Annotated in this window: 25 protein-coding genes; 19 read left to right on the top strand and 6 right to left on the bottom strand. The window is 64.6% G+C overall.

Features of this window, described 5'->3' with window-relative positions; all coding sequences use genetic code 11:
• Positions 1–82 precede the first annotated feature (82 nt).
• The 7 genes from H607_RS11685 to H607_RS13515 all read left to right on the top strand — a co-directional run bounded on the left by H607_RS11685 (position 83) and on the right by H607_RS13515 (position 8,031).
• Positions 83–1,621 carry a Ppx/GppA phosphatase family protein gene (locus tag H607_RS11685; RefSeq protein ID WP_051240647.1) on the top strand — a complete coding sequence of 513 codons (1,539 nt, stop codon included), beginning with the start codon at positions 83–85 and terminating at the stop codon, positions 1,619–1,621.
• Entirely contained in the window at positions 1,602–3,245 is a 1,644-nt protein-coding gene (locus tag H607_RS0104260) for an acyl-CoA synthetase (protein WP_028874405.1), read from the top strand. Before H607_RS11685 ends, H607_RS0104260 begins: the two co-directional genes overlap by 20 nt.
• Before the next feature lie 144 nt (positions 3,246–3,389).
• Positions 3,390–3,737 (top strand): flagellar transcriptional regulator FlhD, encoded by a 348-nt coding sequence (locus tag H607_RS0104255; RefSeq protein ID WP_028874404.1) that lies wholly within the window; start codon positions 3,390–3,392, stop codon positions 3,735–3,737.
• A complete protein-coding gene (gene flhC / locus H607_RS0104250) occupies positions 3,724–4,296 on the top strand; it encodes a flagellar transcriptional regulator FlhC (protein ID WP_037989579.1) in 573 nt (190 codons plus the stop codon). The genes H607_RS0104255 and flhC overlap by 14 nt, the downstream gene beginning before the upstream one ends.
• A 148-nt stretch (positions 4,297–4,444) precedes the next feature.
• Positions 4,445–5,296 (top strand): flagellar motor stator protein MotA, encoded by an 852-nt coding sequence (gene motA / locus H607_RS0104245; protein ID WP_028874402.1) that lies wholly within the window; start codon positions 4,445–4,447, stop codon positions 5,294–5,296.
• 12 nt (positions 5,297–5,308) lie between these two features.
• A complete protein-coding gene (locus tag H607_RS11680; protein WP_051240646.1) occupies positions 5,309–6,382 on the top strand; it encodes a flagellar motor protein MotB in 1,074 nt (357 codons plus the stop codon).
• On the top strand, positions 6,379–8,031 hold the full coding sequence (locus H607_RS13515) for a chemotaxis protein CheB (protein ID WP_083961933.1): 1,653 nt from the start codon (positions 6,379–6,381) through the stop codon (positions 8,029–8,031). The genes H607_RS11680 and H607_RS13515 overlap by 4 nt, the downstream gene beginning before the upstream one ends.
• On the opposite strand, the gene H607_RS11670 is transcribed toward H607_RS13515, so the two are convergent.
• Positions 7,964–9,187 carry a methyl-accepting chemotaxis protein gene (locus H607_RS11670; protein ID WP_051240645.1) on the bottom strand — a complete coding sequence of 408 codons (1,224 nt, stop codon included), beginning with the start codon at positions 9,185–9,187 and terminating at the stop codon, positions 7,964–7,966. The two genes, H607_RS13515 and H607_RS11670, sit on opposite strands and share 68 nt — an antisense overlap.
• A 154-nt stretch (positions 9,188–9,341) precedes the next feature.
• On the opposite strand from H607_RS11670, the gene H607_RS0104225 reads away from it, so the two are divergent.
• Genes H607_RS0104225 through H607_RS0104205 form a run of 5 tightly spaced genes read left to right on the top strand, consistent with a single transcriptional unit; the run spans position 9,342 to position 14,521 of the window.
• Positions 9,342–10,316, top strand: a complete 975-nt coding sequence (locus tag H607_RS0104225; RefSeq protein ID WP_028874401.1) for a chemotaxis protein — start codon at positions 9,342–9,344, stop codon at positions 10,314–10,316.
• Between the two features lies 1 nt (position 10,317).
• The gene (locus H607_RS0104220) at positions 10,318–11,304 is read left to right on the top strand and encodes a chemotaxis protein (protein ID WP_083961932.1); all 987 of its coding nucleotides are present in this window, start codon (positions 10,318–10,320) and stop codon (positions 11,302–11,304) included.
• A 23-nt stretch (positions 11,305–11,327) separates the two neighbouring features.
• A complete protein-coding gene (cheY, locus tag H607_RS0104215) occupies positions 11,328–11,741 on the top strand; it encodes a chemotaxis response regulator CheY (protein ID WP_028874399.1) in 414 nt (137 codons plus the stop codon).
• Positions 11,738–12,598, top strand: a complete 861-nt coding sequence (gene cheZ, locus H607_RS0104210; RefSeq protein ID WP_028874398.1) for a protein phosphatase CheZ — start codon at positions 11,738–11,740, stop codon at positions 12,596–12,598. Before cheY ends, cheZ begins: the two co-directional genes overlap by 4 nt.
• A gap of 51 nt (positions 12,599–12,649) precedes the next feature.
• Positions 12,650–14,521, top strand: coding sequence for an ATP-binding protein (locus H607_RS0104205; protein WP_037989640.1), 1,872 nt, complete (start codon positions 12,650–12,652; stop codon positions 14,519–14,521).
• Positions 14,522–14,575: 54 nt separating this feature from the next.
• Here H607_RS0104205 and tal read toward each other — a convergent pair whose 3' ends face one another.
• From tal to xseA, 4 genes are all read right to left on the bottom strand, one after another.
• Positions 14,576–15,661, bottom strand: coding sequence for a transaldolase (tal, locus tag H607_RS13475; protein ID WP_028874396.1), 1,086 nt, complete (start codon positions 15,659–15,661; stop codon positions 14,576–14,578).
• Positions 15,658–16,461 (bottom strand): pseudouridine synthase, encoded by an 804-nt coding sequence (locus tag H607_RS13470; protein WP_051240644.1) that lies wholly within the window; start codon positions 16,459–16,461, stop codon positions 15,658–15,660. Before H607_RS13470 ends, tal begins: the two co-directional genes overlap by 4 nt.
• A 4-nt stretch (positions 16,462–16,465) precedes the next feature.
• Positions 16,466–17,053 carry a superoxide dismutase gene (locus H607_RS0104190; RefSeq protein WP_028874395.1) on the bottom strand — a complete coding sequence of 196 codons (588 nt, stop codon included), beginning with the start codon at positions 17,051–17,053 and terminating at the stop codon, positions 16,466–16,468.
• Positions 17,054–17,121: 68 nt separating this feature from the next.
• The gene (gene xseA, locus H607_RS0104185) at positions 17,122–18,477 is read right to left on the bottom strand and encodes an exodeoxyribonuclease VII large subunit (protein WP_028874394.1); all 1,356 of its coding nucleotides are present in this window, start codon (positions 18,475–18,477) and stop codon (positions 17,122–17,124) included.
• Between the two features lie 310 nt (positions 18,478–18,787).
• Here xseA and H607_RS0104180 point away from each other — a divergent pair, with 310 nt between their 5' ends.
• The 7 genes from H607_RS0104180 to H607_RS0104150 are packed head-to-tail and all read left to right on the top strand — an operon-like array spanning position 18,788 to position 24,197.
• Positions 18,788–19,405: a MotA/TolQ/ExbB proton channel family protein gene (locus H607_RS0104180; protein WP_028874393.1), complete on the top strand. Its 618-nt coding sequence runs from the start codon at positions 18,788–18,790 to the stop codon at positions 19,403–19,405.
• Positions 19,402–19,830, top strand: a complete 429-nt coding sequence (locus H607_RS0104175) for an ExbD/TolR family protein (RefSeq protein ID WP_028874392.1) — start codon at positions 19,402–19,404, stop codon at positions 19,828–19,830. The genes H607_RS0104180 and H607_RS0104175 overlap by 4 nt, the downstream gene beginning before the upstream one ends.
• The gene (gene lpxK / locus H607_RS11660; RefSeq protein WP_051240643.1) at positions 19,827–20,882 is read left to right on the top strand and encodes a tetraacyldisaccharide 4'-kinase; all 1,056 of its coding nucleotides are present in this window, start codon (positions 19,827–19,829) and stop codon (positions 20,880–20,882) included. Before H607_RS0104175 ends, lpxK begins: the two co-directional genes overlap by 4 nt.
• Positions 20,815–21,003 (top strand): Trm112 family protein, encoded by a 189-nt coding sequence (locus tag H607_RS0104165; RefSeq protein WP_028874391.1) that lies wholly within the window; start codon positions 20,815–20,817, stop codon positions 21,001–21,003. The genes lpxK and H607_RS0104165 overlap by 68 nt, the downstream gene beginning before the upstream one ends.
• The gene (gene kdsB / locus H607_RS0104160; protein ID WP_028874390.1) at positions 21,000–21,770 is read left to right on the top strand and encodes a 3-deoxy-manno-octulosonate cytidylyltransferase; all 771 of its coding nucleotides are present in this window, start codon (positions 21,000–21,002) and stop codon (positions 21,768–21,770) included. Before H607_RS0104165 ends, kdsB begins: the two co-directional genes overlap by 4 nt.
• A 48-nt stretch (positions 21,771–21,818) precedes the next feature.
• Entirely contained in the window at positions 21,819–22,475 is a 657-nt protein-coding gene (gene adk, locus H607_RS0104155) for an adenylate kinase (protein ID WP_028874389.1), read from the top strand.
• Between the two features lie 27 nt (positions 22,476–22,502).
• Positions 22,503–24,197 carry a nuclease-related domain-containing DEAD/DEAH box helicase gene (locus H607_RS0104150; RefSeq protein WP_028874388.1) on the top strand — a complete coding sequence of 565 codons (1,695 nt, stop codon included), beginning with the start codon at positions 22,503–22,505 and terminating at the stop codon, positions 24,195–24,197.
• A gap of 140 nt (positions 24,198–24,337) precedes the next feature.
• Here H607_RS0104150 and H607_RS13090 read toward each other — a convergent pair.
• Positions 24,338–24,750 (bottom strand): integrase core domain-containing protein (locus H607_RS13090; protein WP_157381269.1); only part of this gene is annotated, 413 nt, incomplete at its 5' end.

Genomic DNA, 24,750 nt, shown 5'->3' with positions numbered 1-24,750 from the left:
TCATCTTTCGGATCATATCCTGTTCCTGCATCGGCTTCCACCGCTTCGGCGTTACAATTTCGCCCATCACTCGCCGAGGGGAATGGGCTTGTTCTCGCATCTGGCCGCCGTCGATCTCGGATCGAACAGTTTTCGGCTCGAAATCGCCCGTGTCGATGGCGACTTGCTCTATCCCGTGGACGATCTCAAGGCTTCGGTGCGTCTGGCTGCCGGCCTGAGCGAGGACAAACGGCTGGACGGGGCGTCTTTTGCCCGCGGGCTGGCGGCATTGGCGGGGTTCGCCGAACGGCTGAAGGGTTTTCCGCCCGAGGCCGTGCGCGCCGTGGGCACCAATGCGCTGCGCGTGGCGCGCAACGCCCCCGAGTTCGTCCTGCAGGGGCAGGCCGTCCTCGGCTATCCCATCGAGATCGTCTCTGGTCGCGAGGAGGCCCGCCTCATCTATCTGGGGGTGGCGCACGCCGTGGCCGAGCCGCAGCGGCAGACCCTGGTGATCGATATCGGCGGCGGTTCCACCGAGATCATCATCGGCCGAAGTTTTCAGCCCATCCTGCTCGAGAGTCTCTACATGGGCTGTGTTTCCTACAGCCTGCGCTTCTTTCCCGAAGGTAAGATCACCGAAAGCCGTCTGCGCGAGGCCCGGCTTGCCGCGGCCAAGGAAATCGAGGCGATCGCCGTCCCTTATCGCGTCCTTGGCTGGGAGCGCGCGGTGGGCTCCAGCGGTTCGGCCAAGGCGATCCGCGACGTGCTCGTCGCCCAAGGCTGGAGTCAGGAGACGATCACGCGCAAGGGGCTGCAGCAGCTCGTCAAAGCCTTGCCGGCGCTCGGCTCGATCGAGGCCCTCAAAGGGCTCAAGGGGCTCAAACGCGACCGCCAACCGGTCTTCCCCGGAGCAGTGGCCATCATGGCCGCCGCCTTCGATGTGCTCGGACTCGATGAAATGGTCTTTTCCGAAGGCGCCCTGCGCCTCGGCGTGCTCTACGACCTGCTCGGACGCCATCATCACCAGGACATCCGCGAATCCTCGGTCGAACGCTTCATGGAACGCTACGGCGTCGACCGCTTGCACGCCGGGCGGGTGGAGACCACGGCCCTCGGCCTCGCGCTCGATTTGCGTCCCGAGCTCGCTTTCGAAGAGCACCCCGACCGCCTGCTGCTCTCCTGGGCGGCGCGGCTGCACGAGATCGGCCTGTCGATCGCGCATGCCGGACATCACAAGCACGGCGCCTACATCCTGGCGCATGCCGACATGCCGGGTTTTTCCCGCATGGAGCAGGCGCAACTCGCGCGCCTCGTTTTGAGCCATCGCGGCAAACTCGAACGGCTCGCCGAACTTCCCTCCGGTTCACCAGAGTGGGACCTCATTTTCGCGCTGCGTATCGCCGCCGTGCTGCATCGGGCCCGCGACGGCAAACGCTTCGAGCGTCTGCGCGCGAGGCGCGAAGGCAAGGGCTATGCCTTACAATTACCCTCGGTTTTCCTGCGACGCCATCCGCTCACCCGCGCTGCGCTGGAAGACGAAATCGCACAATGGGCGGGTGTCGGCATGCCGCTGCGCCTCGATCCGCTTTCCGAAACGCTCAACCACCAAGGAGAAGAACGACATGACGGTCAACCCCTATGAAATGGGGCTGGAGAAGACCCCTGCAAACTACGTGCCGCTCACGCCGCTCACCTTCCTGTCCCGCTCGGCCTATATCTACCCCGAGCGCACCGCCGTCATCCACGGCAAGCGTCGCTATACCTGGAAACAGGTCGAGGAGCGCGCCCGGCGGCTCGCTTCCGCCCTGCGCCAGCTCGGGGTGAAGAAGAACGACACGGTGGCGGTGGTCCTCAACAATACGCCCGAGATGTACGAGTGCCATTTCGGCGTACCCGGCTGCGGCGCGGTGCTCAACACCATCAACATCCGGCTCGATCCCGAAACCGTGGCCTTCATCCTCAATCACGGCGAGGCCAAGGTGCTCATCACCGATCGTGAGTATTCCAAGATGGTGAAGGAGGCCATCCGCATCGCCCATCGACCCGATCTCATCGTCATCGACGTGGACGACTCGGAATACACCGGCCCCGGTGAGCGGCTCGGCCGGATCGAGTACGAGGAATTCCTCGCCCAGGGCAACCCCGACTTCGTCCTCGAATACCCGCAGGACGAATGGGAGGCGATCTCCCTCAACTACACTTCCGGCACCACCGGCAATCCCAAGGGCGTGGTCTATCACCACCGCGGGGCCTATCTCAATTCATTCAGCAACATCGTCTCCTGGGGAATGCCGCCGCACTCGGTCTATCTGTGGACCCTGCCGATGTTCCACTGCAACGGCTGGTGCTTCCCCTGGACCATGGCCGCCAACGCCGGCACCAACGTTTGCCTGCGCCGCGTCGATCCGCGCCTCATTCTCGAACTGATCGCCGAGCACAAGGTAACGCACTATTGCGGCGCGCCCATCGTGCACTCCATGATCGCCAATGCGCCCGAGGGATGGCGCAAGGGGATCACGCACAAGGTCTCCGGCCTGGTGGCCGCCGCTCCGCCTCCTGCCTCGATGATCGAAGCGATGGCCAAGATCGGCTTCGACATCACCCACGTCTATGGACTCACCGAAACCTACGGGCCGGCCGCGGTCTGCGCCAAGCACGACGATTGGGCGAGCCTGCCGCTCGAAGAGCAGGTGCGGCTCAACGGCCGCCAGGGCGTGCGCTATCACGCCCAGGAGGCGATCACGGTCCTGGACCCGGACACCATGCAGCCGGTGCCCTGGGATGGCGAGACCATGGGCGAGATCATGTTCCGTGGCAACCTCGTCATGAAGGGCTACCTCAAGAATCCCAAAGCCACCGAAGAAGCCTTCCGCGGCGGCTGGTACCATACCGGCGATCTGGGGGTGATGCAGCCCGACGGCTACGTCAAGATCAAAGACCGAGCCAAGGACATCATCATCTCCGGCGGCGAGAACATCTCCTCGATCGAGGTCGAGGATGCCCTCTATAAGCACCCGGCGGTCGCCGCCGCGGCGGTGGTGGCGTCTCCCGATCCGAAGTGGGGCGAGGTACCCTGTGCCTTCGTCGAGCTGCGCGAGGGCGCGGCGGTGACCGAAGAGGAACTCGTCCAGCACTGCCGGCGGTTGCTCGCCGGCTTCAAGGTGCCCAAGCGCTTCATCTTCGGCCCCATTCCCAAGACCTCGACCGGCAAGATCCAGAAATACATCCTGCGCGAGCGGGCAAAATCGCGCGAAGCCATCGAGTGAACAACCGGCGCAACGCCGTGCAGGAATCCCCGCGAGGCGTTGCGTCGGCGCCACAAAAAGCGAATAACCGGTCCCGTACCGGTTTATTTCCCGCTTTACCGCGTCACGTCCGTGGTATTTTAAAAACGAGCGGAGGGCAGAGGCATGGAGCATGAGGATTTCGCCGACGAGATTCGTGACCTGAATCTCAGCTACCTGATCCTCGCGCAGCGCATGGTGCAGCGCGATCCCGCTTCTGCCGCCGTCAAACTCGGCCTGGAAGCGGAAACGGCGCGCTGGCTCGCCGCTCTGCCGCCGGCCAAGCTGGTGCGCATGGCCAGCCTGCAAATCGGCCTGCCGCAATTCCGCTTCGAGGCGGCCGTGCTCGAGCGCATGGCCGGAGAGAAAGCCCGCGACGAGCTCACCGCCGCCTTGCATGCTGCCATTATGGCGCACGGCGCCACGCACAAGAAAGCCAGACAACAAACGGGAGAACATCATGACGAGACCTGAGTCGATCGAGCGCGAAGCGGCCGACGTGTGCCTTGCGGCCGAACTCATCCGGCTCGGCGCGCGGATGCAGCTCCTCGAAGCCGAGACTTCCTTGAGCCGTGAGCGTCTGCTCAAGCTCTACAAGGAAATCCGTCATGCCTCTCCCCCCAAAGGGATGCTGCCCTTTTCCACCGACTGGTTCATGACTTGGCAGCCCAACGTCCATGCTTCCCTCTTCATGAACCTCTACCGCCGGGTGCAACACAGTGGCGCTGTCGAGGGCGTGCAGGCGCTGATTTCCGCCTATCATCTCTATCTCGACCAGATCGATGCCATCGGCACCGATCCCGTGCTCAGCATCACGCGCGCCTGGACGCTGCTGCGTTTCTTCGAGGCCGAGCTGGTGCAGCTCACGCCGTGCTCCTGCTGTGGCGCCGAATTCCTCACCCACGCCTATGAGCCGGCCAAGACCTTCGTTTGCGGTATCTGCCACATGCCTTCGCGCGCGGGCAGCAGCCGCAAGTCGGCCAAGACGGCCATCTCCCGCGGCCAGAAACGGCTGGCCAAAGCCCCAGCCTGACCGCACCGTCATGGCTCCCGCCTGACGCAAATTTCTTCATTCCGTCCTTCGCCAAGGGCGCTCTGCTCATGCTACCATTGCATGCCAGGCGTAGGGCCGTGATTCTTGGCCCTTGCTGCGGCACTAGCGGCATCGAACGGAGGGCTCTGTGTTCCTATTGCTCGGGTATGTGATCATACTCGCGTCCGCCTTCGGTACCTATGCGATCCACGGCAGCCTCGTGGCATTGTGGGTGCCGGCAGAATATGTTGCAATCATCGGTCTGATGATCGGCAGCTTCATCGCCAGCAACGACGGCGCTACCCTCAAGCTCGTGCTCGGTCGCCTCTCGGGCGCCCTCAAAGGGTCACCCTATACCCGCGCCTTCTATCTCGAGCTGCTCTCCCTGCTCTACGAGATCCTCGTCAAGGTCCGCAAGGAAGGCTTGATGTCGATCGAGCAGGACGTGGATAACCCCGAAGGCTCGGCCCTGTTCGGAAAATATCCTATTGTCATAAAAGATCACCATCTGGTCGAATTCATCACCGACTACCTGCGCATGATGGTGAGCGGCAGCCTCAACCCGGTCGAGATCGAGACCCTGATGGACCAGGAGCTCGAGACGCACCATCAGGAAGCGCATCTGCCGCCCCACATCGTGAGCAAGATCGCCGACGCCATGCCGGCTTTCGGGATCGTGGTCGCGGTCATGGGGGTGGTGAACGTCCTCGGTTCGGTAGGCGAGCCGCCGGCGGTGCTCGGCAAGAAACTCGGCGGTGCCCTGGTCGGGACCTTTCTCGGCATCCTCCTCTCTTACGGTTTCGTCGCGCCCGTTGCCGGTCAGCTCGAAGCGAAGATCGAGGATGGCGCCAAGCCCTTCCAGGTGGCCAAAGTGGTGCTGCTCGCCAGCATGAGCGGCTATCCGCCGCAGATCGCCATCGAATTCGGCCGCAAGGTGCTGTGGACCCGTGACCGGCCCACCTTCCTTCAGCTCGAGGAAGAGCTGAAAAACCGCAAGTAACGGCGTCCCGTCATGGCCGACGAAAGCCAGCAGCCGATCGTCATCAAGCGCATCAAGAAAGGCGGGGGCGCAGCCCATGGCGGCGCCTGGAAAGTCGCCTATGCCGACTTCGTCACCGCCATGATGGCTTTCTTTCTCTTGCTGTGGCTGCTCGGTTCCACGGCCCAGGGAGATCTCGAAGGGATCGCCGCGCATTTTCAGAATCCACTCAAGGTCGCGCGTGCGGGGGGAGAGGGAGCGGGTGATTCGGAGCGCATCATTCCCGGCGGTGGCGAGGACCTCAGCCGGCGTGTGGGGCAGGTCAAGCGCGGCGAGACGCGCAGTGAAAAGAGCACCGCCACGCGTGAAGGCGGCGAGGGAGCATCGCCAACGCATGGCCGTTCCGACGTCGAGGTGGCTTCCGGCGGGCAGGGAAGGGTGGCCGGTACACCCATCACCGAGGCTGCGCCGGCCCCGGGGCGCGGCGGCGACAGCAGCGGCCCCGCCATGGGAGGCGAAAAACTGCGCGAACTGCAGCAGCTCGAACGTACCAAGGCGATGCTGGAGGCGATCATCGAGGCCGACCCGAATCTGCGGGCGATGAAAGATCAGATCCAGATGCGCATCACCGACGACGGTCTGGTGATCGAGATCGTCGATACGCAAAATCGCCCCATGTTCTCTCTGGGCAGCGCCCAGGTGCAGGACTATACCCGGCGCCTGCTGCGTACGGTGGGGCGCACGCTCAACGACCTGCCCAACCGCATCAGCATCGCCGGGCATACCGATGCCACGCCCTATGCCGGTGACGGGCGCGGCATGTCGAACTGGGAACTCTCGGCGGAGCGGGCCAATGCCGCCCGGCGCGAACTCGTCGCCGGCGGGCTCGATCCGGCCAAGATCTTCCGGGTCGTCGGCATGGCCGACACATTTCCTCTCATCCCTGAAGACCCTTACGCCCCGCAGAACCGGCGCATCAGCATCATCGTGCTCAAAAAAGAAGTCGAAGATGCTTGGCGGGCAAGAGAAAACGCTGCTCCCTTGATGCAGGGGTACGGTCAGCCGCCGGCTGCGCCGACCGTCAAGCCTGGGGGAGCCTCGCCGTGAGCCGTGAAGAGGACCCGGGTTCGGCGCTGCGCCGCATCGCCGAGGTACGGCGCACCATCGAACGCCTCGCCCAGAACCGCCTCGAATCGCTGCCGCGCGAGTTCGAGTTTACCGAAGAGGATTTTGCCGCCATCCGGGCTTTGGTGGCCGAACGCGCAGGCATCGCGCTCACGGAGGCCAAGCGCGACATGGTCTATGTGCGTCTGTCGCGCCGCCTGCGCGCGCTCGGGCTCACGCGCTTTGCCGACTACCTGGCGCGGGTGCGCAGCGACGAGCGTGAGCTCGAAGCCTTCATCAATGCGCTTACCACCAATCTGACGTATTTCTTCCGCGAGCCGCATCACTTCGGGCACTTGCGCACTTGGCTCGGTCAGCGATCAGGCGCTCGCCTGTGGTCGGCCGGCTGTGCGAGCGGTGAAGAGGCTTATTCGATCGCCATGACGGCCTGCGAAGTGTGGGGACGGCTCGATCCCCCTATTGATATCCTCGCCACCGACCTCGACACCCAGGTACTGGAGGAGGCGCGCAGCGGTATCTATGCGGCCGAACGGCTCGAAGCGATCGACCACGGTCTGCGTTCCCGTTATTTCGTTGCCCTTGCCGACGGTCGTTGGCAGATTCGGGCCGAACTGCGCGCCCTCGTGCGCTTTGCCCGCCTCAATTTCGTCGAAACCCCTTGGCCGGTACAAGGGCCGTTCGATGCCATCTTCTGCCGCAACGTATTGATCTACTTCGATCGACATACCCAGCGCCACGTGCTCGAGCGTTTCGTGCCGCTCTTGCGCCCTGGCGGCTACCTCTATCTGGGGCATTCGGAGAATCTTCTCTACGCGAGCGAGGCGTTCGAGCCGCTGGGGCGCACGATCTATCGCCGCAAAGCCGACGGGGAACCGGCGGCGGTACTGCAAGCGCATCGGCCCGGTTCGCAGCCGCAGGCCGTAGCGCGCGGCGAATCATGGTTGCCTTCGTCTTCTCGCGCCGGCAGGTCTTCTGTTACGGGAACCTCCGGGGCGGAGGCGAGCTCGAGCAAGTCCCGCGCTGAGCCGGTGCACCCCGGCGATCCGGTGATCCTCATCGGCGCCTCCACCGGAGGCACCGAGGCGATCAAGACGGTATTGCAAGCCTTGCCGGCCGATGCGCCGCCCGTGTTGATCGTGCAGCACATGCCGGAGCATTTCACCGCCCCGTTTGCCAAGCGGCTGGATCAAGTATGCGCCTTGCGCGTGAGTGAAGCGCGAGACGGAGAAGTCTTGATGCGCGGCCGGGCCTGGGTGGCGCCGGGACATTCGCACCTGCGCCTCGAACGTCAGGGGAACGGCTACGTGCTGCGGCTGGACCGCTCCGATCCCGTGAATCGCCATCGCCCGTCGGTGGACGTGCTCTTTTTCAGTGCGGCCGAAGTGTTGGGGCCGGAGGCGGTGGCAGTGCTCCTTACCGGCATGGGGCGCGACGGGGCGCAGGGCTTGCTCGCCTTGAAAGAAGCTGGCGCCCACACCATCGCTCAGGACGAGGCGAGCGCCGTCATCTGGGGCATGCCCGGCGAGGCGGTGCGTTTGGGCGCCGCCTGCGAGGTCTTGCCGCTCAACGAGATTGCACCGGCGGTTTTGCAGGCGGTGTCACGGCGGCGGGTGCTTTGGCCGCGGTCGTGAGTTTGGTCGCAGACGAAGTTTTTGTGGTATCCCCCCCTTTGACGCAGGCGAGCAATTCCGCATTTTGCTCCGCCCCTTGCACGAGGCGGTCGAGCCCCTGCATGACTTCGAGGCTCGCCACCTCCATGCGATGGATGGCCTCGACGATGCGATCGATATCCTTTTTCGCCAAGGCTGCGAATGCTTCTTGGGCCGCTTCGTGCACCGTGCGGTGCGGTCGCTCGAGTTCGCGATAGCCGGGAAAACCGCTGAAGCACTCCTTGCCTCGCCCCTCGTAGTACCAGCGCCCCAGCCGGCAGTTCTGATGGCTGGCGAATTCCGACGCGGCTTTGTCGCTCACGCCGAGCACTACTTGATAGACGCCGAATTTGTAGAGGATGTGGTCGATCTTGGCGAGCTCACAGAAGCTGCGCAGCGCCGACAAGCCTGCCGACTGTTCGATGTGTTCGACGAGTCCCTCGAGGGTCTCGACTTCCTGGGCTGCTTGTTCTCCTTCCGTGCTGAGGCGGCTCGATTCGGCGGCGAGTTCGGTCATGGCCTCGCGGCTCGAGCTGCTGTCGTTGCGGATCTGCTCGACGAGGCGCGAGATGTCGGCGGTCGCTACCGACGTGCGTTCTGCGAGTTTGCGCACTTCGTCGGCCACCACGGCAAACCCGCGGCCTTGCTCACCGGCGCGCGCCGCCTCGATCGCGGCGTTGAGCGCCAGGAGATTGGTCTGGTCGGCGATCTCGCGGATGAGGTTGACGATGCCGGTGATCTCTTGCGCCCGCGTATCGAGCGCCCCGACTTTTTGCGCCGCATTCTGCGAGCGCTCGGCGAGCTGACGCAGACTCGTGGCGATCGCCTCGACCACTTCGCGGCTGCGCTCGGCGCGCTCGAAGGCTTGCTCGGCCGTCTGGCGATCCTCCTCGCTGCGTTCTGCCAGGGTGCCGACACTGCCCTGTACCTGGGTCAAGGATTGCTGGAAGGTCTTGAGCTCTTCGCTCACGCGACGCATGGCGTTGCTCTCCCAGCGGCAGCGATCGGCTTCGGCCTGGGCTTCTTCGAGCTGGCGACGCAGGGTCGCGAGCTCGTTTTCCTTGCGGCGAATCTCTTCGTCTAGAGACTGGATGCGGGACTCGAGTTCGCGCAGACGGTGTGTGTCGCCAAACAACATGGCTTTGCTCCTGAGGGTGGCATTAGGAGAATATTACGGCAGGCTTCGGTAGAACTTGAGGAAAAATAGGCCGAAAAAAAGGCGGCAATTCTCCTAAAGTTCGTAAAGGCGATGCCGTAATATAAACTATGGAAACCTCCCCGGGAGTGGCGCGATGTCCGACCTACTCAAACGCATCGACGAGCGTACCAAGCTTGCCGGCACCAACAAACTCGAGATCCTCCTCTTCACCTTGGGGGTGAGCAAAGTCACGAAGCGGCGCGAGACCTACGGCATCAACGTTTTCAAGGTGCGTGAGGTGATGAAGACGCCTCCCATCACGGCTGCGCCCGACATGCCGCCCGCCGTCAAGGGGGTGGTGAGCCTGCGCGGAGTGCTCGTGCCGGTGGTCGATTTGGGCGAATACGTCGGTGTCGAACCCGGTAGCGAGCGCAACATCATGATCGTCACCGAGTACAACGGCAAGGTGCAAGGGTTCCTCGTCGAGTCGGTCGATACCATCCTGCGGCTCGATTGGTCGCAGATCCGGGTGCCACCCGAGATGCTCACCGCCAAGACGGGGGGGCTGGTGACCGCGGTCACGGAACTGCCCGATGGGCGCCTCGTGATGCTGCTGGACGTGGAAAAAGTGCTCTCCGACATCACCAAGTACGATGAGGCCGAAGATCTCTACGCCGGCATCGAGCCTTTGCCCGATGGCGACAAATATACCGTGTATTTCGCCGACGACTCGGCGGTGGCGCGCGAGCAGATCGAACGCACCCTGCAAAAGATGGGGGTACGCTACGTGGGGGCGGTCAACGGCCGCATCGCCTGGGAGAATCTGGAAAAAGCCGCCGAGCGCGCCAAGATTACCGGTCGTCCCATCACCGACTTCGTCAGCGCTGTGATCACCGACATCGAGATGCCCGAGATGGACGGATTCATCCTCACGAAGAAGATCAAATCCGACCGGCGCTTCGCCGGAGTGCCGGTACTGATGCATTCTTCGCTCTCCGGCATGCAGAACCAGTATCTGGGAAAATCGGTGGGGGTCGACGAATACGTCCCCAAATTCCATCCGCGCGAACTCGCCGAGACGCTGCAGCGCCTGTTCGCCAAACGCCAGGAAGTTGCCAAGGAGGGCTGAGATGGCCAATTCGTCCGAACCCACGGTGATCGAACCGGAACTGGTCGACCCCGATGCCGAGAAGACGCCCGAGCGTTTCGAAGAGATCGAGGCACGCGCAGGGCTCGCCGGTTCGAACCGTTTCGAGATCCTGCTCTTTTCCTTGGGAACGTCCGAGACCTTCGGCATCAACGTCTTCAAGGTGCGGGAGGTGATGGCCACCCCCTTCATCACGCGTGCTCCCAACGTACCGCCTGGGGTGGAAGGGCTGGTGAGCCTGCGCGGCAACGTGATCCCGGTGGTGTCGCTTGCCAAGGTGATGGAGCTCGCCCCCATGGACGATCGCATCGCCCCGGCGATGATGGTGGCGGAATATTGCCGCAAGACCTTGGGTTTTCTCGTCGAGGCAGTCGATCGCATCATCCGCGTCGAGTGGTCCAAGGTGCGCGAGCCGGAAAACGTCTCCTCTCAAGTGCATGGCATGATCACTTCCATCACCGAGCTGCCCGACGGGCGCCTGGTGTCGATCATCGACGTCGAAGCGGTGCTCGCCAAGACCTTCGGCGAGGCGGTGGTGGGCGTCATCTTGCCGATTCCCGACGGTCATCGTCGGCACGTGTTTTTCGTCGACGATTCGAGCGTGGCGCGCAAGAAGATCGCCGAAGTGCTCGACAAGCTCGGCGTCAAGCACACGCACGCCAACAACGGCATGGAGGCCTGGGAGCGTCTGCAGAGCATGGCCAATTTCGCCGAGCAGACGGGAACGCCTTTGCGCGACCAGCTCGACGTGATCCTCACCGACGCCGAGATGCCCGAGATGGACGGCTACGTGCTCACCAAGAACATCAAGGCCGATCCCCGCTTCGATGGCATCCCCGTGATCATGTATTCCTCGCTCACGTCCCAGGCCAACCGCACGATGGGTGAGCGGGTCGGGGTCGATGGTTATGTGGAAAAATTCGACGCGCAGATGCTGGCCGAGACCTTGCGGCCCTTGCTGATGCGCTGATCAAGAACAACGGAGAATACTCGATGGCGGATGACAAGACGCGTTTTCTGGTCGTGGATGATTTCTCGACGATGCGTCGTATCTTACGCAACCTCTTGAAAGAGTTGGGTTACACCAATGTGGACGAAGCCGAGGACGGAGTGGCGGCGCTGCACAAGCTCGAATCGCAGCCCTACGATTTCGTCATTACCGATTGGAACATGCCCAACATGGACGGCCTGACGCTGCTGCGCAAGATCCGCAGCAACGAGAAACTCAAACACTTGCCGGTGCTCATGGTCACCGCCGAAGCGAAGAAAGAGAACATCATCGCCGCGGCCCAGGCAGGGGCCTCCGGCTACATCGTCAAGCCTTTCACCGCGGCGGTGTTGGCCGAGAAAATCGACCGAATCTTCGAGAAAATGGGCAAGAAACCGGCCGGAGGATCGGCGCAATGAGCAAGAAAACGCCTGATGAGCGTTCCGACGAACGCCAAACCGACACGAGCGGAGACAACGACGAGCTGCAGGCACTCTTCGACAGCATCGTCGGTTCGGCGGGCAGCGTGTCGGAGCCTGAAGAATCCACGCAAGGAGACAGCGACGAGCTGCAGGCGCTCTTCGACGCCGTGGCCCAGCAGTTCAGCGCCGCCGAAGAAGGTGCGACGCAGGAGGAGCACGCTCCGCCACCAGCGCCCTCCAAGGTGCCTCACGACGAGCTCGTTCAGCGCCTCGGCAAGGTGGCACGCCAGCTGCACGAGGCGCTCAAGGAGCTGGGTTGTGAGACGGTCATCGCCGAGGCAGCCCAGGCCGTACCCGATGCACGCCAGCGCCTGCACTACATCGCCCAGATGACCGAACAAGCGGCCTCGCGCGTGCTCAATGCTACTGACATCGCCATTCCTTTGCAGAAGTCGCTCGCCGAGAAGGCCGAAACTCTGAAGAAGCGCTGGGACGATCTCTTCGCCAACCGCCTCTCGCCGCAGGAATTTCGCCAGCTCGCCCACGACACGAGGGCATTTCTCGCCGATGCGGCCGACACCTCGCGCGCGACGACGCAGCAGCTCATGGAAATCATGATGGCGCAGGATTTCCAGGATCTCACCGGCCAGGTGATCAAGAAAGTGATCGAGATCGTCGGCCGTATCGAGACGGAGCTGTTGCAGATCCTCATCGAGGCGATCCCGGAGGAGGCGCGTCCGAAGAAAGCGGTCGAAGTCTCCCTGATGAACGGGCCGGTGATCGACACGCGCAAGGAAGGGGTGATCACCTCGCAGGAAGAGGTGGACGATTTGTTGAAGAGCCTGGGCTTTTGAAGCGGCCTCGGCAACCAGTCAAGGAGGATGGCCGTGAGCGACTTTGCCGGAATGCAGGATCTATTGCAGGATTTTCTCGTCGAGGCCGAGGATCTGCTCTCGGGGGTCGATAACAAACTCGTCGAACTCGAGCGCAATCCCGAGGATCGGGCGCTCTTGAACGAGGTTTTCCGCGGTTTCCATACCATCAAGGGGGGAGCGGGTTTTTTGGGGGCGCAGGAACTCGTCACCCTGTGCCATCTCACCGAAAATCTCTTCGACAAGCTGCGCAACGGCGAGCTGCATTTGAGCGCGGCGCTGATGGACGTCATCCTCGAAGCCACGGCGGCGGTGCGCGAAATGTTCGGTTACTTGGAACGCAGTGTCCAGCCGCCGCCGGCCGATCCGCAGTTGCTCGAGCGCCTGCGTTTGGCCATCGCCGGTAAATTGGAACAAGGCGGTGAGACGCCCGCCTCGAACATGACTCAAACCAACGCCCAGCAGCCGAACGCGTCTGAGCCAGACTGGGAGGCGTTGCATGCCGCCGTGACCGGCTCGGGCGCAGCCTCGCCGAAAACGCCTGTGGGTTCCGGGGGATCGGGCGCGCCGCCCAGCAAGGAGGCCAAAGGTCAAGCAGACGAAGATGAAGGGCGCGCCGCCGTACCCGTAGCCACGGCCCGACGCTCCGTCGTCCCCCTGGGACGCAAGGAGCCGATGCAGCGCGAAACCGCCATTCGCGTCGATACCGCCCGGCTCGATCAGGTGCTCAATCTCGCCGGCGAGATCGGGCTCACCAAGAACCGCCTCACGGCCCTCAGGAGCGACATCCTCTCCGGCAAGACCGACCCGGATACGCTGCATGCGCTCGACGTGGCGGTCAATCAGCTCGATTTGCTCGTCTCCGATCTGCAAAACGCCGTCATGAAGACGCGTATGCAGCCGATCGGGCGCCTCTTCCAGAAATATCCGCGCATCGCGCGTGACCTGGCGCGGCAGCTAGGCAAGGAGGTGGAACTTGTCATCGAAGGGGAAGAGACCGAGATCGACAAGACGATGATCGAGGATCTCTCCGATCCGCTCATCCACCTCATCCGCAACGCGGTCGATCACGGCATCGAGATGCCCGATGAACGCATTGCCGTGGGCAAACCTCCGCAGGGGACGGTGACGCTGGCCGCCAAGCAGGAAGGGGATCACATCGTCATCATCGTCGCCGACGACGGCCGCGGCATGGACCCCGAGAAGATCCGCGCCAAGGCGGTGGAGAAAGGGCTCATCACGCCGGAAGAGGCCAACGGTCTCGACGAGCGTCAAAGCCTCAATCTCATCTTCCTGCCGGGATTTTCCATGGCCGATCGTGTCTCCGACGTCTCGGGGCGCGGCGTGGGCACCGACGTGGTGCGTACCAACATCACCAAGCTCAATGGCACCATCGACGTACGCTCCGAAGTCGGGCGCGGCACCACCTTCATCATCAACCTGCCGCTCACCTTGGCGATCCTACCAGTGTTGCTCGTGCGCCTGGGCGAGCAGCCCTTCGCCGTGCCGCTCTCCATGGTGCGCGAGATCCTACCGATCCACCTCGAGGAGGTGCGCGAGGTCGGCGGGCGGGCGACGCTCTTCGTGCGTGGCGAAGTGTTGCCCATCCTGCCCTTGGCCAATCTCCTCAACTGGACGCTGGAACGCGCCCCGGCCTATGGGGTGCTCATGCAGATGGCCGAATTCTCCTTCATCCTCGGTATCGACACCTTCGCCGGACGTGAGGATGCGGTGATCAAATCGCTGGAGGATTTCCGCCCCAAAGGCGTGGCCGGAGTGACCATCCTCTCGAACGGTCAGATCGTGCTGATCCTCGACATGAAAGAGCTCTTCGAGACCGGTACGGGCACCAAAGGGGTGAGCAAGGCGTCACTCGAAGCGAAGAAAGCCTTCGCTCCGGCTTGAAGCGAAATGGAGCGTTGCAGGTGAAGGCGGCGGGCGGGTCCCGCCGCCGTCGTTTCAGGCAAGGAGCTCGAGGAGTCGCTGCTGCGCGGCTTCGAACTGGGTCAGGCCCTGCTGCTGCAGTGCTTCTCCGATCGCCTCGAGGTCGATGCCGAGCCGGGCGAGCCGTTCCCAGTGTGCCTGGGCGGATTCAACGTCTTCGAGGAGCGTCGCGCCGCGCACCTGGCCGTGATCGAGGAGTGCCGAGAGTGTCGCTTCGGGCAGGGTATTGACCGTCTCCGGCCCCACCAGCGGTTCCACGTAGAGCAGGTCGGGGTAAGCGGGATTCTTGGTGCTGGTGCTCGCCCAGAGCGGCCGTTGCGCCCGGGCTCCGGCGCGGCGCAAGGAGGCGAAGACGTCTTCGGCGAAATGGCCCAGGAAATCCTGGTAGGCGAGCTTGGCGAAGGCCACCGCGGTCTTCCCTTGCCAGTCGGGGTGCTCGGGCGCGCGTTCGGCCAGCAGCGCATCCACGGCCGTATCAAGCCGTGAGAGGAAGAGGCTCGCCACGCCGAAAACGGGTGCGAGCGCCAGACCGGCTGCCTGGCGCTGCTCGAGACCCCGTCGGTAGGACTCGGCGACACGGCGGTACTGCGTACGCGAGAAGAGCAGCGTCACGTTCACGTTGATCCCCTCGGCGATGAGCGCCTCCAGGGCCTGGGCGCCGGCGACGGTTCCGGGAATCTTGACGAGCAGATTGGGGCGTTCGATGGCGGTATGCACCCGCCGGGCGGCAGCGATCGTACCGGCGGCATCGTGCGCGAGCCCGGGGTCTACTTCCAGGCTCACGTAGCCGCGTTCGCCGCCCGATGCGTGCCACAGGGGGAGGAGCAGGTCGCAGGCGCGGCGCACGTCGGCGAAGGTGAGTTGCTCGAGCCGCTCCAGGGGCGACAGGGGGGCGCGGCGCAGCGCCTCGACTTCTGCACGATAGAGGGGGCTCTTGGCGATGGCGTTTTCGAAGATGGACGGATTGGTCGTGATGCCGCTCACGCCGATCTCCAGCAGCTGGGCAAGCCGTCCGCCCTCGAGGAGGTCGCGCGAGAGATTGTCGAGCCAGATCTGTTGGCCGAGTTCGAGGAGCTGATGCAGCACGGTACGGGTCGTCATGGGTCGTTTTCCAGGGCGGCGATCTTCGCCCTTAGCATAGCATCTTCGTGCGGCGCTTCGACGAAGGACAGCGCCTCTTCCCAGCCGAGCCGCCGGGCAAGGGTGACGAAGGTCGCATCGAGCGCGTGCAGCACGAGCGGTGAGTTTCTTTCTGGGTGACGCACCGCCAGATCGCAGCAGGTGAGCAGCAGGCGCGACACGCCCAGGTGCTCGCGCCACAGGCGGTTGTGCAGGCCGTGGCCATAAGTAGTGTCGCCGATGAGGGGATAGCCGGCATGGCGCAGATGGCGGCGGATCTGGTGCTGACGGCCGCCGTCGGGATAGCAGGCCACGAGCGCGTAGCGGCTGGTGGGGTGGCGGTCGTTGGGCCAGGGCAGCTCGATCGTGGCCAGGCGCCGTACCTCGGTGCACGCGGTTTTCTCGGCATCGCGCGGCCCGGGGACGGTACGGGCGATGCGCGACAGCGGCCGATCGATCGTCAGGGCGGCAGGCGGATGTCCCCGCACCACGGCGAGATAACGCTTCGCCACGCGCCGGGCGGCGAAGTCGGCCGCCACGACGGCGGCCGTGGCCGCGTCGAGGGCGAAGAGCACCGGCCCGGAGGTGGGCTTGTCGAGGCGATGGACGGGAAAGACGCGCCGACCGAGGCGATCGCGCAGCCAGCGCAGCAGGACGCGGGATTCGCGCGCATCGAGCTCGGTGGGATGGACGAGCCAGCCCGAGGGCTTGAAAACGGCGACGAGCCGCTCGTCCTCATGGAGGAGCCGCGGCTCGTCGCGCTCGGGGGATACCGTATCCAGAACGTCAGGCGGCGTAGTTGCGTTCCGCGAAGTCCCAGTTGACCAGGTGTTCGAGGAAAGCGGTCACGTAGTCGGCACGACGGTTACGATAGTCGATGTAGTAGGCGTGTTCCCACACGTCGATGCACAGCAGCGGCGTATCGCCCGTGGTGAGCGGCGTGCCGGCCGCACCCATGTTGACCACGTCGACCGAACCGTCGGCTTTCTTCACCAGCCACGTCCAGCCGGAGCCGAAGTTGTTGACGGCACTCGAGTGCAGCACTTTTCTGAATTCGTCGAAGTTGCCCCATTTGGCCTTGATGGCATCGAGCAGTGCCCCTTTGGGCTGGCCACCGCCGTTGGGTTTCATGCAGTGCCAGTAAAAGGTATGGTTCCAGGTCTGCGCGGCGTTGTTGTAGATCGGGCCGGCCGGGGCTTTCTTGACGATGGACTCGAGGTCCATGTTTTCGTATTCCGTGCCCTTGATGAGGTTGTTGAGGTTGGTGACGTAGGCCTGATGGTGCTTGCCGTAGTGATACTCCAGCGTTTCTTCGGAGATATAGGGAGCAAGCGCGTTTTTCGGGTAGGGCAGTTCGGGCAGTTTGTGTTCCATGTTGCTCTCTCCTTTGCGTGAAGGGCCGGCATGGGGGCCGGCGAGGGGATGAGGAAACCCTTAGCATTTTAGTCGGACTTTTCCACCCCGACAACCTCGGCCGTGGCACGGCCATCGTGGAATTCGAGGCGAAGATCTTGTCCCGGGGCGAGTTGCGCCGCGCTCGTGAGCACTTGGCCGGAGGCATCGCTCACCAGCGCATAACCGCGCTCCAGCACCGCCTTGGGGTCGAGCGCGTGGAGGCGGTCTTCGAGCCGCTCCAGACGGCGGTGCGGGGCTTCCAGGGCTTGCCGCGCCGCCCGAGGCAATCTCTGGGCGAAGGCGTCGAGCCGGGCGCGGTGTCCGGCAAGCGTGGGCCGGGCGGCGGCAAGCCGCCGGTGCAGGGCATCGAGCCTCAGCCGCGATTCGGCGAGCGTGCGCCGCTGCGCCGCCGTGAGTCGCGCGTGCAACCCTTCCAGCCGCCGACGAGCTTCCCCGAGGCGTGCTGCCGGGTGTGTGAGGCGCAGCTGCAGGCGGTCGAGCCGCTGGTTTTCGGTGAGCAGGCGCTCGCGCAGCGCCCGCTGCAATCGTCGCATCAGCAGATCGAGTTCGAGTGGCAGCTCGGTCCAGCCCTGGCTCACCAGCATCGCCGCGCCGGTGGGCGTGGGGGCGCGCACATCGGCCACCAAGTCGGCGATGGTCACGTCGGCTTCGTGCCCGACGCCACTCACGATCGGCACGGGGCTTGCCGCGATCGCACGGGCGAGCGCCTCGTCGTTGTAGGCCATGAGATCTTCGGGGCTGCCGCCGCCGCGCACGAGTAGCGCCGCTTCGATGCCGAGGCGCGCTGCGCTCTCGCCGAGCAAGGCAAGCGCTGCCACCATTCGTGCCGGTGCTTCCGCACCCTGCACCAGCGTGGGCAAGAGCACGATCTCGATGAGGGGTGCGCGCTGGTGCAGCGTGCGCAGCACGTCGTGGATGGCATCCCCCGCTGGTGAGGTGATGAGCGCAAGACGCCGCGGCCGGGGTGGCAGGGACCGCTTCCTTGCGGCGTCGAAGAGCCCCTCGGTTTCGAGCTTGGCCTTGACGGCGAGGAAACGCTGCCACAGCAGGCCGGCGCCGGCCGGCTTGAGGCCGCGTACCACCAGCTGGTAATCGCCTCGGGGGGCATAGACGCTCAGCTCGCCTGCCGCCTCGACGCTGTGCCCTTCGGCAAGCAGCCGCGCGAAAGCCGTCGCCTGCCGCCGCCACAGGACGCAGCGCAGCGCCGCGGTTTCGTCTTTGAGCGTGAAGTAACAGTGCCCGGAGGCTGCGAGGGTGAGGCCGGAGATCTCGCCGATGACATTGACCTCGGCAAACCCCGTTTCCAGGCACTCCTTGATACGCTGCGTGAGCTGGCCGACGGTCTCGGCAGGAGGGACGAAGAGGGTGGGATCAGGCTTCATGCGCGCGATTGTACCGGGGTTTCATCCCCACTGCAGCAGTAGTTGTCACCTTACGGCAACTTTGGCACGGAACCGCTTGATCCGTCGGTCGTTTTTCGTAACCCATTGATTTTGTGTTGAAAGATTTGTTGCTGAAAAATGTGGCAGAGTGAGCTTCTTCGCGTAGGTACAGGGGTTATGCTTGCTTTCGTCCGTTCATACACAAAGTTATCCACAGACTTTGTGGAAGAGCGAAAAACCTCGAAACGACGCATCTCCGGTTCGAGCGTATAATGCCGGACGCAATGTCTCCGTGAAAGGAATCTCTTCCGTGTGGTCGGTGATACAGGCTTCTGGTTGGCCGATTTGGCCGCTTTTGCTCGCTTCCGTCCTGGCGGTGGCGATCGTCATCGAGCGTGCCTGGACGCTGCGGCGCACGCGCATCAATCCGCCGGGGCTGCTCGATTCGGTGCTCGAGGAGTTGCGCCGGGGCGCTTCTCCGCTGGAGCTCGCGCAACGGTTGGAGGGGCATTCTCCTCTGGGCCAGGTGTTGGCGGCGGGCTTGCGCAACTACGGCTCGCCGCGCGAGGTGATGAAAGAGGCGATCGAGGATGCCGGCCGGGTGGTGGCGCATGAGCTCGAACGCTATCTCACGGCCCTGGGGACCATCGCAGCCATCTCTCCGCTCCTGGGCCTGCTCGGCACCATCGTGGGGATGATCGAGATCTTCGCGTCGCAGTCGGCTGCCGGCACCAATCCCCAGCAGCTGGCGCACGGTATCTCGGTGGCCCTCAACAGCACCGGCTTCGGCTTGGTGGTTGCCATCCCTGCGACCATCTTCTGGCGCCATTTCCGTGCCTACGTCGATTCGCTGGTGATCGAGATGGAGCAGCAGGCGGTGCGTCTGGTGGAAGTGGCGCACGGTGAGCGGGCAAGGAGCGCGCCATGAAGTTTCGCGAACGCGGCGACGCCTGTGAGGAGCCTTACATTAGCCTGGTGCCGCTCATCGACGTGGTGCTGGTGATCCTGATCTTTCTGAGCGTGACGACGACGTTTTCCCACACGGCCCAGCTGAAGATCGAGCTGCCTTCAGCCGATGCCGCGGTGCCAGCCGAGGCCACGCCCAAGGAATGGGTGGTGGCGATCACCGCCGACGGGGCCGTGTTCGTCGGCGAGCGGGCGGTCGGCGGAGGCGACGTCGCAGCGATCGAGGCGGCGCTCAGGGCGGCGATTCCGGCCGGCTCGCAGCCGACCATCATCATCGAGGCGGATGCGAAGACGCCGCACCAGCGCGTGATCGACGTGATGCGCGCGGCCCAGCGCGCCGGCTTCGACAAGCTCACTTTCTCCGTCGAGCGCGTCGAAGAACGATGAGGCCAGCGCCGGCGTGGTGGTCGCACCGCGGCGCCGTGGCGCTGGCGCTCCTTCCTTTCTCCTGGCTCTTCGGTCTTGCGGTGCGGCTGCGCGCGTCGGCCTATCGCCGCGGCTGGCTGCGGCGCTGCCGTCCCCCCGTGTTCGTGCTGGTGGTAGGGAATCTCAACGTGGGCGGCAGCGGCAAGACGCCGGTGGTGGTGGCGCTCGCGCACGCGCTCGCGGCGCGGGGCATCCCTTGCGGCATCGTCAGCCGCGGCTATGGCGGTAGTGTCGAGGGGGCTGCGGTGGTGCCCGCCACGGGAGACCCGGCCCGCTACGGCGACGAGCCAGTGCTGCTTGCCCGCGAAACGGGAGTACCCGTGGTGGTGGGACGCGCGCGCTGCGCTGCCGTGGCCGAGCTGCTGCGCCGTCATCCCGAGGTACGCTTGGTGATTGCCGACGATGGCCTGCAGCATCTGCGGCTCGAGCGCGACTTCGAACTCGTGGTGCTTGATCGGGACGCTCTGGGCAATGCTTGGCTGCTGCCGGCCGGCCCTTTGCGCGAGCCGCTCTCGCGCCTGCGCACGGTCGATGCAGTAGTGGCGCACGAACCGCGGCAGGTGCGCGCCCTCGTACCGGACGAGGTACCGCTTCATGGGTTGCGGCTCGAACCCGAGGCGCTCGTCTCGCTCACCGATCCCTCGCGGCGTTTGCCCCTGTCGGCGCTTGCCGGACGGCGGGTGCATGCGGTGGCCGGCATCGGCCGACCGGAGCGCTTCTTCGCCACGCTGCGCGCCCTGGGCGCCGAGGTGGTGCCGCACGCCTTTCCCGATCACCACCCGTACCGGGCGGAGGATCTGGACTTCGGCGCGCCGCAGGAGTGGCGGATTTTCACCAGCAAGGATGCGGTAAAATGCCAGGCATACGCGCGGCCGCACGATTGGGTGCTCATGGTGCGCGCCCGGCTCGACGAGGCGCTCGTCGAGCGCATTCTGGAGCGAATGAATGGATACTCGTCTGCTGGACGTGCTGGTGTGCCCGCTGTGCAAGGGGCCGCTCAAATACGACCGTGAGCGGCAGGAGCTCGTCTGCCGCGCCGACCGCCTGGCCTACCCGATCCGCGACGGCATTCCGGTGATGCTCGCCGACGAGGCGCGCCAGATGACCTCCGAGGAAGTCGAGGCGCTCAAGTGAGCGGGTTTCGCGTGGTGATCCCGGCGCGGCTCGCGTCCACGCGCCTGCCGAACAAGCCGCTCGTCGATCTCGCCGGCAAACCGATGGTGGTGCGGGTGTGGGAACGGGCGGTTGCCTCCGGGGCCGACGAGGTATGGGTGGCAACCGACTCGCCGCAGGTGCTGGCGGCGGTGCAGCAGGCCGGAGGGCAGGCGATCCTCACGCGCGGCGATCACGCCTCTGGCACCGACCGGCTTGCCGAAGTGGTCGAGCGCCAGGGGTGGGAGGACGAGGCCATCGTCGTTAACGTGCAGGGCGACGAGCCGCTCATCGATCCCTTGGCCATCGCACGCACGGCCGAGGCGCTCGCGCGCACGCCGTCGGCCGCGATCGCCACGCTCGCGCATCCGATCGCATCGGCGGAAGAATTCTTCGACCCGAACGCGGTGAAGGTGGTGTGCGATGCCTCGGGGCGGGCGCTCTATTTTTCCCGCGCACCCTTGCCCTGGGCGCGGGACGCTTTCGCCGCAGGGCGTGCGGCGCGTTTGCCCGAGGGCTTGCCGGCCTTGCGCCACGTCGGGCTCTACGCCTACCGTGCGGCGTTTTTGCGCGCCTTTGCGCGACTCGCGCCTTGCGCCCTGGAGCGGTTCGAGGCGCTGGAGCAATTGCGCGCCCTGTATCACGGCTATGCCATCCAGGTGGAAGTGATCACCTCGGCTCCGGCGCCCGGCGTCGATACGCCGCAGGATCTGGAACGGGTGCGCCGGATGATCGTTGGGGCCGCATGAAGACCGGTCATTTCCGTTTTCGTCGTCAATCATAAAGGAGAGGGGATCGTGCGCTTGATTCTTTTGGGACCGCCGGGAGCGGGGAAAGGGACGCAGGCCGCCGTCATCAAGGAGAAGTTCGGCATTCCGCAGATCTCGACCGGCGACATGTTGCGTGCCGCGGTGAAGGCGGGAACGCCGCTGGGGCTCGCGGCGAAGAAGGTGATGGACGAAGGAGGGCTGGTTTCCGACGACATCATCATCGGCTTGGTGCGCGAGCGCCTGCAGCAACCCGATTGCCAGGCGGGTTACCTGTTCGACGGCTTTCCGCGCACGATCGCCCAGGCCGATGCGCTCAAGGAGGGCGGCATCCCGCTCGATTACGTGCTGGTGATCGAGGTGCCCGACGAGGAGATCATCGATCGCATGAGCGGCCGCCTGGTGCATCCGGCCTCCGGCCGCACCTATCACGTGCGCTACAACCCGCCCAAAGTGCCGGGCAAGGACGACGTCACCGGGGAAGATCTCATCCAGCGCGATGACGACCGCGAAGAGGTGGTGCGCAAGCGTCTGGCGGTCTATCACGAGCAGACGAAGCCGCTCATCGCCTATTACGAAGCCTGGGCGGCGAGCGGCGACCCTGCCGCGCCCAAGGTGCGCAAGGTCTCGGGGCTGGGGCCGGTGGACGAAGTGACGCGGCGTATCCTGGAGGCGCTCTCCAGCTGACGGAGGCGCGGGGGCGATCGGTCACGCATGGCGCAACGGCATCCTTCCGCGTGGCATCTCGACCAGATGCCCGGCCTGCTGCCCGGACAGCAGCGCGAGCTCGACGTCGTCGAAGCCCTCGTGCACGACTTGCCCGAAGACTGGCACGTCTTCCACGGCATCCCTTGGCAAAACGAGGCCAACGGCTTCTTGCAGCTCGGCGAATGGGATGTCGTGGTCGTCTCTCCGGCAGGTCATCTGGCGATCCTGGAGATCAAGGCGGGAGAGATCGACTGGACCCCCAAAGGTCCGGTGAAACACTACGCCAGCACCGGGCGCAAAAATATCGCCTCGCAATGCCGCCTGCAGCATCAGGCGATGATCCAGAAGCTGCGCAAGGCGGGAATCGACGCGTACGTGGCGCACGCCCTGGTGCTTCCCGATGCGAGCGTGCCGGCAAACGCCGAGACGGCGCATTACCCGCGCAGCCGCATCGTCGATGCCGCCGCCGTGCTGCATCTGGGAACGCTCCTCCGCGAGTGGTTGCGCAGCACGCCGATCGACCCGCAGCGGGTCGCCAAAGTGAGCGCCTTTCTGCGAGACGAATTGCGCCTCGCGATCGACCCCCGCGCGTTCGCCGGCGCGCTGCGCAGCACGACCATCGCCTTGCAGGCAGGGCTGGCGAGCACGCTCAGCCGGCTCGAACTTCCGGCGGCGAGCGCCCTGTGCATCCAGGCCGTCGCCGGCTCGGGCAAGACCCTGCTCGCCCGCCAGTGGCTCGAGCAGGCTAGACGCCGCGGCACGCGCTGGGGCTACATGTGCTTCAACCGCATGCTCGCCGATGCGCTGCGCGCCTCGATCCCTGAAGCGGCGATAGACATCGCCACATTCCACGAAAGAGCCATCTCCGCCTTGCGTCGCCAGCGCAAAACCACCGAGCATCTCGACTTCACCGATTCCCGTACCTTCGACGCGGCGGTCACGGCGCTCGCGCAGGATCGGGATTGGGCACAGGGACTCGACGGACTCATTCTCGACGAATCCGCCGATTTGAAACCCGAGTGGTTCGCCGCCCTGCGTCGCAGTGTTTCCCCCGATACCCGCTGGTTGGTACTTCTCGATGCCGATCAACGGGTGCATCCCCACACCCTCGACACGGCCCCGTGGTGGGAGACGGAGCTACCGCAGGCGATCCGCTTCAGCGCCCGCGAGAACTTCCGCTCGCCGCGGGCCTTGGTCGAAACCCTCAATCTGCTCGAACTCACCGGAGAACCCCTCCTCGCACGCCACCCCTTTGCCGGCGAGCCGCCGGAATTCGAGGTCTACCCCGACGACGACCCGGCCGCGCCGCTGCGAGCCACCGAAACCGTCCTCGCGCGCTGGTTCGCCGACGGGATCGCACCACAGGACGTTGCCGTATTGAGTTTTCAGGGGCGGGGACACAGCGCGATCCTCGCGCAGGACACGCTCGCGGGTTGCCGCGTGCGCCGTTTCACGGGGCAATTCGACGCCCAAGGCGCCCCCCAATGGAGCGAGGGCGAACTCCTCGTCGATACCGTCCTGCGTTTCAAGGGGCTCTCCGCCCCGGCGGTGCTGCTCACCGAAACCGACTGGGCCCAGTTCGACGAATCCGCACGCCGGCGGCTCTATGTCGCGCTCACCCGTGCCGAATGGCGCGCTGCCGTGGTGCTCAGCGAACGGGCGGCGCGCGATGTGCAAGCGCAGCTGGAAAAGGAGTCCTGAACCCGGCGCTGCCATAATCACGCCTGAGTGCTGAGGCCAACTGCGGGACAGGAAAAGCTGGGGCGCCAAGCCGACAGCAAAACGGGCGAAATCAGGTGGAGTCAGTGCCGAGTATCATAAAAGGACTGTTCCACCAAGGGTTATCCCGAGAAAGCTGGTTGCCCGACGCCCCTTGCAGTTAGTTTTATACAGGACAGATAGCTGTCAGGTCCCGGACGATTACGCGGTATTTTTATGAAAAGTTCCGGTTTTTCCGCATACCATCTTTTCATGGCCTCGATGGGCGGAACATGCCCCAAGGCTTTCTGGGGGATGTGGTGATTGTACAGCCAGACGTAGCGATGAATCGTTGCCTCCAGCGCTTCGCGGCTGTCGAAGCGGTGGGTAGCAAGCACTTCACTGATGCGTCCATTGAAACGCTCGACCATACCGTTCGTCTGCGGGCGGCGAGGTTTGGTCAGCCGATGTTCGATGCCGAGCGCCTGGCACAGTTCATCGAAGGCATGCGTTCCCGTAGGGGTACGCTCACCGCGGGTGATGAAGCGGTCGGTGA

The organism is Tepidiphilus margaritifer DSM 15129, assembly GCF_000425565.1.
Taxonomy (GTDB): Bacteria; Pseudomonadota; Gammaproteobacteria; order Burkholderiales; family Rhodocyclaceae; genus Tepidiphilus; species Tepidiphilus margaritifer.
This window is presented reverse-complemented; position numbering and strand designations above follow the sequence as displayed.